This window comes from Mesorhizobium waimense, from assembly GCF_003601975.1.
Taxonomy (GTDB): domain Bacteria; phylum Pseudomonadota; class Alphaproteobacteria; order Rhizobiales; family Rhizobiaceae; genus Mesorhizobium; species Mesorhizobium waimense.
The window spans coordinates 1-7,970 of sequence record NZ_QZWZ01000099.1 but is presented as its reverse complement, the minus strand read 5'-3'; the positions used below and the strand labels follow the sequence as shown (position 1 = coordinate 7,970).

Annotated in this window: 4 protein-coding genes and 1 pseudogene; all 5 read left to right on the top strand. The window is 57.3% G+C overall.

All coding sequences use genetic code 11. The features are described 5' to 3' along the window. Positions 1 to 207: pseudogene (locus D3227_RS42435) on the top strand (hypothetical protein); the annotation flags it as partial. A 296-nt stretch (positions 208 to 503) separates the two neighbouring features. Further along, positions 504 to 4,343, top strand: a complete 3,840-nt coding sequence (locus D3227_RS39270) for a GAF domain-containing protein (RefSeq protein WP_167481066.1) — start codon at positions 504 to 506, stop codon at positions 4,341 to 4,343. A gap of 16 nt (positions 4,344 to 4,359) precedes the next feature. Then, on the top strand, positions 4,360 to 4,755 hold the full coding sequence (locus D3227_RS39265) for an Hpt domain-containing protein (protein WP_120019342.1): 396 nt from the start codon (positions 4,360 to 4,362) through the stop codon (positions 4,753 to 4,755). Next, the gene (locus D3227_RS39260; protein ID WP_120019341.1) at positions 4,724 to 6,286 is read left to right on the top strand and encodes a response regulator; all 1,563 of its coding nucleotides are present in this window, start codon (positions 4,724 to 4,726) and stop codon (positions 6,284 to 6,286) included. Before D3227_RS39265 ends, D3227_RS39260 begins: the two co-directional genes overlap by 32 nt. Positions 6,287 to 6,575: 289 nt before the next feature. Continuing rightward, positions 6,576 to 7,739: an MFS transporter gene (locus D3227_RS39255; protein WP_167481065.1), complete on the top strand. Its 1,164-nt coding sequence runs from the start codon at positions 6,576 to 6,578 to the stop codon at positions 7,737 to 7,739. Positions 7,740 to 7,970: the final 231 nt, after the last annotated feature.

Below are 7,970 nucleotides of genomic sequence, written 5' to 3'. Positions count from 1 at the left end.
GGCGCAACGCCGCACATATTGCGGGCGAGTGGTTTCGGTCCAGGGCATCATGATCTCCGTCGAATCTCAGCAATCCGACAGAATCACAACCCGCTGAAATCACTCACCTCTTTTTGGAACGGACACTTAGAGATCGAGGCGCGTGGCGAACTCGACCTCGCAGAGCATATGCAGGCCATTCTCCGATCGATGATGTTGAAGGGTTAATGTGACCGGCTCGCGGATGGTCAGGTGTGAATGTCTGGTATGCGCCTCATGTTGGTCATTCCGGCCGACTTGGCCGCCTACCAAAAGCGGACTTTTCTGGTGACGACGCAGAGGTCGCGATTCCGTCAGAGGCAGCCATCGCAGCAGGATGTTCTGAGCCGGCTCAAAGACCAGTGCGCGCCAGGTACTGTCAATCAAGCGGTTGCTATGTAACATTACCTGCTAATATGCGTAGGCAGTTGGGGAAGGATGCCGCTCAAACTCTCGGCGGAATGTTCCTTGGGGAGAAAACCGACATGCAGAGCTCAGTCGAAATCGACCTTGCTAATCGACTCGAATCCGCCAACCGGTACATTACTGAGCTGGAAATCGCCAAAGCATCGGCGGCAACTGAACTCAGCCAACTTTCTGCTGAAAACAAGCGCCTGCTCCAGATCGCCGAGCAACGCGCAAAGGAACTCGCCATTCTCAACAGCGTCGGCGAGGCGATGGCGAAGACGCTGAATGTCAAGACAGTGACCCGCATCGTCGGTGACAAGGTGCGCGAGATATTCGGAGCGGATGTTACCGAAATCTTGTTGCGCGATGAGACGTCTGATCTGATCACGGTCCCGTATTCATTCTATCGGGAGTATCTGGAGATCGAACCCTTTTCTATGGGCACGGGACTGACTTCCAAGGTCATCCTCTCGGGAAAGCCGCTGATTCTCGGGACCTTTGAGCAGTCCCTTGAATTGGGTGCCGTTGTACTCAGCGAAGCGGAACGATGCGAATCCTACATCGGTGTACCGATCATCGCCGGAGACAGAATTCTGGGCGTTGTCAGCGTGCAGAGTTACCAGAAGAACGCATTTAGCGAAGATCATGTGCGTTTGTTGCAGGGACTCTCATCCGGCATGGGCATTGCCATCGCCAACGCCCACCTATTCGACGAGACGCAGCGACTGCTGAAACTTACAGAGGATCGCGCAAAGGAACTCGCCATTCTCAACAGCGTCGGCGAGGCTATGGCGAAGACGCTGAACGTCAAGACAGTGACCCGCATTGTCGGTGACAAGGTGCGCGAAATATTCGGCACGGACGTCACTGAAATCCTCTTGCGCGATGAGAAGTCTGATCTGATCACCGTGCCCTATGCTTTTTACAAGGACTATCAGGACCCTGAGCCATTTGCGATGGGCGAAGGGCTGACCTCAAAGGTCATATTGTCTGGCAAACCATTGGTATTGGGTTCGAATGAGCAAGCCATTGAGTTGGGCGCGCTCATGCCTACGGAGGAGGACAGGACCGAATCCTACCTTGCTGTGCCGATCATTGCCGGAGACAGAATTCTGGGCGTTGTCAGCGTGCAGAGCTACGAGAAGAACGTCTTCAATGAGGATCATGTGCGTCTGTTGCAGGCACTCTCATCCGGCATGGGCGTTGCCATCGCCAACGCCCACCTCTTCGATGAGACCCAGCGACTCCTGAAGGTGACAGAGGACCGCGCAAAGGAATTGGCCATTCTCAACAGCGTGGGCGAGGCGATGACGAAGTCGCTGAACCTGGACACTGTTATTCGCTTGGTAGGCGACAAAGTGCGGGAAGCCTTCGGCACCGAGGTCAGCGAAATTCTGTTACACGATAGCGACTCGGGACTGCTTCATGTGCCTTATGCGTACTTTAGGAAGCATAGGGTCATTGAACCATTTCCAATGGGCATAGGAGTGGCATCAAAGATCGTCGCAACAGGTAAGCCGTTGGTTTTTGGCACTCTTGAGGAAGGAAAAGAGCTTGGCGCGTACTTTCCCCACGAAGAGGATAGGACTGCGTCCTACATAGGCGTGCCGATCAAGTCTGGTGAAAGAACACTGGGTGTTCTCAGTGTGCAAAGCTATCAGAAGCATGCCTTCGACGAAAACCACGTGCGCCTGCTGCAGACCATCGCCTCCAGCATGGGCGTTGCCATCGCCAATGCCCGCCTGTTCGACGAAACTCAGCGTCTGCTCAAGGTGACTGAAGCCAGGGCCGCGGAGCTTGGTGCCATCAGCACGGTCAGCCAGGCGCTCATTGCGGAATCAGAGCTCGACAGCACGATCCAGTTGATCGGCAGTCAGATGCAGGAGATCTTCGATGCCGATATCGTCTACGTCGCTCTGCTCGACCCGGAAACCAAGCTAATCCATTTCCCCTATCAGTTTGGCGAGGCCTTCACCACGCTCACCCTCGGCGAAGGGCTGACAAGCAAGATCATAGAGACTGGTGAGCCGCTGCTCATCAATCAGGATGTGGCGGAACGCGGTGCACAGATCGGGGCCACCCCCGTCGGCAAGGATGCCTTGTCCTATCTCGGCGTTCCGATCAAAACGGCGCAAGGAACGCTTGGAGTTATCAGTGTTCAGAGCACTACGCGGGAGGGCATATTTACCGATGACTCGCTCCGCTTGCTTTCTACCATTGCCGCCAATGCCGGTGCTGCCCTGCATAACGCGCAGCTATTCACTGAGCTCAAACAGCTGTCCTTGGCGCTGCAGCAGGCAAAGGAAGCGGCCGAGGCGGCAAACGAGGCGAAGAGTTCGTTTCTGGCGACGATGAGCCACGAAATCCGCACGCCGATGAACGGCGTGATCGGAATGAGCAACTTGCTGCTTGGTACAAACCTTGACGCTGAACAACGCGAAATTAGCGAGACGATCAGTCAGAGCGGTGAGGCACTTCTAACGATCATCAATGACATACTCGATTTTTCCAAAGTTGAGGCCGGCAAGCTGGAGCTCGATCCAAGGCCCTTCGAACTGCGGGAATGCCTTGAGAGCGCGATTGACCTGGTAGCCTCCAAGGCCGCGGAGAAGGGGCTCGACCTAGCGTATCTGGTGGAGCCCGGTACTCCTGACGGGATTGTGGCAGACAGCACCAGACTGCGACAAATTTTGCTTAATTTCCTCAACAATGCTGTGAAATTTACCGAGCGTGGTGAAATTGTCCTGTCGGTAATGAAAATTCCGCCCGCGGAGGACTCGGGCACATCCCACAGCGGAAGCGAAGAGAGCCTGTCCACCCTGCGGTTTGCAGTACGCGATACCGGTATCGGTATTCCCGAGGACCGATTGGATCGATTGTTCAAGTCCTTCAGCCAGGTCGATGCCTCGACGACGCGGCGCTATGGCGGAACCGGGCTCGGCTTGGCGATTAGTAAGCGCCTCGCAGAACTGATGGGCGGAGAGGTATGGGTGGAAAGTGTTGAAGGGTCGGGTACGACATTCTTCTTCACGATCCGCGCTGCCGCCGCGCCCGCTCCCAGGCAGGCGCAAATGTCTGTGGCCAAAGTCGAACTCGCAGGCAAGCGGTTGCTGATCGTTGACGACAACGCAACCAACCGGCGCATCCTGTCTCTGCAGGCCCAATCGTGGGCCATGGTGCCCCATACAACCCATTCGCCATTGGACGCGTTGAACAGGATTGCAAGTGGCCAGCAGTACGACGCCGTGGTGCTCGACATGAACATGCCAGAGATGGACGGCATAGAACTGGCCAAACGATTACGTGGGCTTGGTCAAAGCGGTGAGCTTCCATTGATATTGCTGAGTTCCCTCGTGCCTCTTGATGAGAGAAACAAGGCGGATATCGAAAGCGTCAAATTTGCGGCCATGCTTCCTAAGCCGATCAAGCCCTCGCCACTCCTCAATGCTTTCATGTCGGTCTTTACCGAGGCTCCCACGCGTTCGGCCAAGCCTGATCAGCCCAAGGGGCCATCCCTCGATAGCGAAATGGCGGCAAAATTGCCGCTTCGGATTCTGCTGGTTGATGACAACATCACCAATCGGAAGATTGGCTCCAAGGTGCTTGAACGGCTTGGCTACAAGGCAGACTTGGCGGTGGATGGAGAGACGGCGATTTCGTCATTCGCCGAGGGACAACACGATGTCATCCTGATGGACATCGAGATGCCGGACATGGACGGGCTCGAAACCACAAGGTTGATCCGCGCATCAGGCTCCGAGGATTCGCTACAGCCTTTCATCGTGGCACTTACCGCAAATGCGATGGCCGGGGACCGCGAGCGGTACCTAGAAGCTGGGATGGATGACTACCTAAGCAAGCCGCTGCGCGTGGAGGAGTTGGTCGCCTCTCTGAAACGCGCCCCCAAGCATAACTGACGACAAAGGTCTGGTGATGGCTGTTGCACAGGAAGCCCTGGACAAGCTCCTTGATCTCATAGGTGGGGATCAAGACTCTCTAGCCGAACTCATTGAGAGTTTTCTGGATGAATCCCCGTTGCTCGTCGAGCAGATGCGCCGCGCCGCGGAGTCCGGCGACCGTTCAGGCCTTGGCCGGGCAGCCCATACGCTAAAATCGAGTGCGCGGGACTTCGGCGCCAACGAACTTTCGTTGCTTTGCGCGGCGATGGAAAAATCCTGCCGCGACGGTCTGCCCAGCGAGACCGTGATGGAGGTGGAACTCATCGCCGGCGCCTGTGACACGGCGAAAAAGGATCTCAGCTCGCGCCTTGCCGATCTGAAAAGAGGGGGACAACCGAATGAGCATAGTATCGGAGACTCAACCACCTGAGGTTCGCGCACCTGAGGGTGCGCGCGTGCTCATAGTCGATGACTCGGCGACGGTGCGCCTGAAACTCAGCAAAGCCATCCAAATGCTTGGCCATGAAACAACAGCTGTCGCAAGCGGCAAGCTGGCGCTCGAACAGGTTGCCCAGAACACATTTGACCTCGTACTCCTCGATATAGTCATGCCTGAAATGGACGGGTTCGAAGTACTCAAAACGCTCAAATCTTCGCGCGCCACTCGCGACCTGCCGGTGATCGTCATCTCGGCCCTCGATGAAGAAATGAGCAGTGTGGTAAACGCCATAGAGCTGGGTGCGGAAGACTTTCTGCCAAAGGATTTCGAGCCAGCCCTGTTGGAGGCGCGTGTTTCGACATGCATCGAAAAGAAGCGGCTAAGAGACATCGAAAAAGAATATCTCCGACAAGTGGCCAAGCTGACGCGAGCTGCCTCGGCGCTTGAGGCAGGCAAATTCAACCCGTCGAAACTCGGTCTTCAGGACGTCACCGGCCGACGCGATGGCTTGGGCAAACTTGCCACGGTATTTTCGACGATGGCGCAGAAAGTGTATGAGCGCGAACGCCAGCTGCGCCAAAATATTCGAACCTTTCGTGGTGGGCTGCTCCTCATTGCCTGCGGTGCCCTCTGGGGACTGATTGTGCCGCTGTCTAAAATGGCTGCGAATATAGCCGCGCATCCTATCGGCTTAGCATTGCTTGTGGATGCGATCGGGGCGGCGCTTTGCATTGGGATTTGTGCGAGCCGAAAAACGCTGCCGCCCCTAAATACGCTGACAAAAACAGAGTGGACATATATCGCGGGGTTGGCCTTCCTAAGTTCCGTGATCAATCAATTACTGGTTTACTGGCTGGTAGGAAAACTCCCAGCGTTCGTCGTGGCGATTGTGATCGTTCTCGAAGGCTTCGCTGTTTTTCTTTTCGCTGCGGTCATGCGTGTCGAGTCGCCTCGGCTGAAGCGCTTTCTTGGTCTTGCTATTGGATTGATTGGTGTTGGCGCAATCATGGTCAACGCGGAAACAGGCGGGGAAGAGGGGCAATGGCTGTGGATGGCGCTCGCCCTGCTCATACCTGCGACATACGCCGCTGAGGACCTCTACATATCCCAGAAGCAGCCCGCCAACATCGACAGTGTAGCGATCTACGGACTCGCGCTAACTGCATCGTGCTTCATGCTTATTCCCTTGGCAGTGGGCTTTAGCGACTTCATTCCTGTCCAATTTCTTGCTGGAAAACTCGGTGTCATTGTCATTCTGATTGCCCTCGCTTCGGCCCTTGCGATGATCCTGTTCATCTATCTCATAAGGACCACCGGAGCAGTTTTTGCGAGCCAGAGCGCGTACGCAACGACCGTTGCTGGCATCGGCTGGAGTATCGTCCTGTTGGGTGAATACATCCCCCTGTGGACTTGGGCAGCACTGGGGTTGATCATTGTCGGTCTGATCATGGTCGAGCCAAAGCAGGAAGCGGAGGAGGAGCCGCCTCTCTTGGATGGAGCAATCGAGGACCTGCCGATATAGGCAAGGATGTCGGTTACGCGATGCTCGCGCCGAGCTGAATGTCCCCTATTACAGATACGCAACCGGAAACGGCCTGTCCGCTCCCGGCCCCAAATGTTGCCGGGCAGCTTTGCGCCGCTTGTCGGCCGTTGAGGACACCTTTGCCACCGGCGTGCATCGGACTTGGGTGGCGTCCAGATGTGTCTCAATGTCGCCCGCGAAGGTCGGTCTGACTCCTGTCCGCTGTTCCGCTTGCCAGGTCAGGAACGGCGTGGTTGGGTCCCGGTGCGCATCGGGGGCCAGTGCAGCAATGAAGCTCGGCGTCTACTCCCTCTTCCTCGCGACATTCTGCATCGGGACGACCGAAGTGGTCATTGCGGGGTTGCTGCCCGCGATTGCCGCCGAAATGCGGGTTGATATCCCAACGGCCGGCTTCCTTGTCACTGGCTATGCGCTAAGCGTCGCCATCGGCGGGCCGATTCTTACAGTGCTAACTGCGCGCTTCCCCAGACGGCCGACGCTCCTTGCGCTGATGGGGCTGTTCATCGCCGGTCACGTGATCGCCGCCCTTGCTTCGAGCTACGAGGTGCTGCTCGCAGCGCGGATCCTGACGGCGACCGCTCATGGCTGCTTCTTCGGACTTGCCATGATTGTTGCGATTGGGCTCGTTCCGGACGAGGAGCGTGGCCGGGCAATGTCCCTAGTGTTCCTGGGCATTACGGTCGCCAATGTCATCGGCGTGCCGGCAGGCACCTACATAGGAACCGCGCTCGGCTGGCGAGCAACATTCTGGATATTGGGCGGCACCGCTGCGGTCGCGACGATTGCGATCGCCCTACTCATCCCTGGCGACCCGTCGGGGGATCGGGGCGTGATCTCGGTTCGCGCACAGCTCAGCGCGCTAGGCAACAGCAAGGTCGTGACCTCCTTCGCCATTATTATTCTTGCCTGGACCGCCCTTTGGAGCACCCTTACCTACATCGCCCCGGTTCTCATCGAGCTTGGCGGTTTGAACGAACAGGCGGTCAGCTTGACAATGCTGGCCTTCGGCGCGGGTCTGACCGTCGGCATCTTCGCGGGCGGCCGGCTTGCCGACCTCGCTCCCACTCGTACGCTGATCGTTGGCCTGCCGGTTGCCTCGGTGCTTTTCGCAGTCTCGCTGCTTCTCGCGCACAACGGAATCGCCTACAGCGCTACAATTCTTCTGCTCGGCGTGGCCCTCGCCACGCTGGTGACACCATTGCAAAACCGTGTGCTGCGCGGGGCCGCGGCCGCGCCGGACCTGGCATCGACGCTGACTTCATCGGCCTACAAAGTTGGCATTGCCGCCGGAGCCTTCGTTGGCGCGGGAGTGCTCAATTCGGGCTTTGGATACGGCGCAATCCCGGCGATCGGTCTTGTCGCGACCGCAATGGCAGCGGTCGTCTGCTGGCTGGCGGTGGCCGCAGACCGTCGTAACGCGATGGCGGCGTAGAGTTGGCATCTACAATGTCGGCTGGGCAAGACTGCATTGCGCCCGTCCATCGACGGGCGGCAGCTTTGCGCCACATTTCATCTACCCAAATGGAATGAATGACCGTAAGCGCTCATTTCCCCGCACGTTGACGGCCCTTGCAACAACTGATCGCTTTCAGACGGACGCGTCGGGTCAGGCTGCGGCGGCTTTGGCGAAGTTGAAGGGCAGCAGATCGTCGATATCAGCGTC

Bases quoted from the DNA above. Each gene is read 5' to 3' on its own strand.
- D3227_RS39270 (WP_167481066.1), top strand. From the start codon at position 504: ATGCAGAGCTCAGTCGAAATCGACCTTGCTAATCGACTCGAATCCGCC.
- D3227_RS39265 (WP_120019342.1), top strand. From the start codon at position 4,360: ATGGCTGTTGCACAGGAAGCCCTGGACAAGCTCCTTGATCTCATAGGT.
- D3227_RS39260 (WP_120019341.1), top strand. From the start codon at position 4,724: ATGAGCATAGTATCGGAGACTCAACCACCTGAGGTTCGCGCACCTGAG.
- D3227_RS39255 (WP_167481065.1), top strand. From the start codon at position 6,576: ATGAAGCTCGGCGTCTACTCCCTCTTCCTCGCGACATTCTGCATCGGG.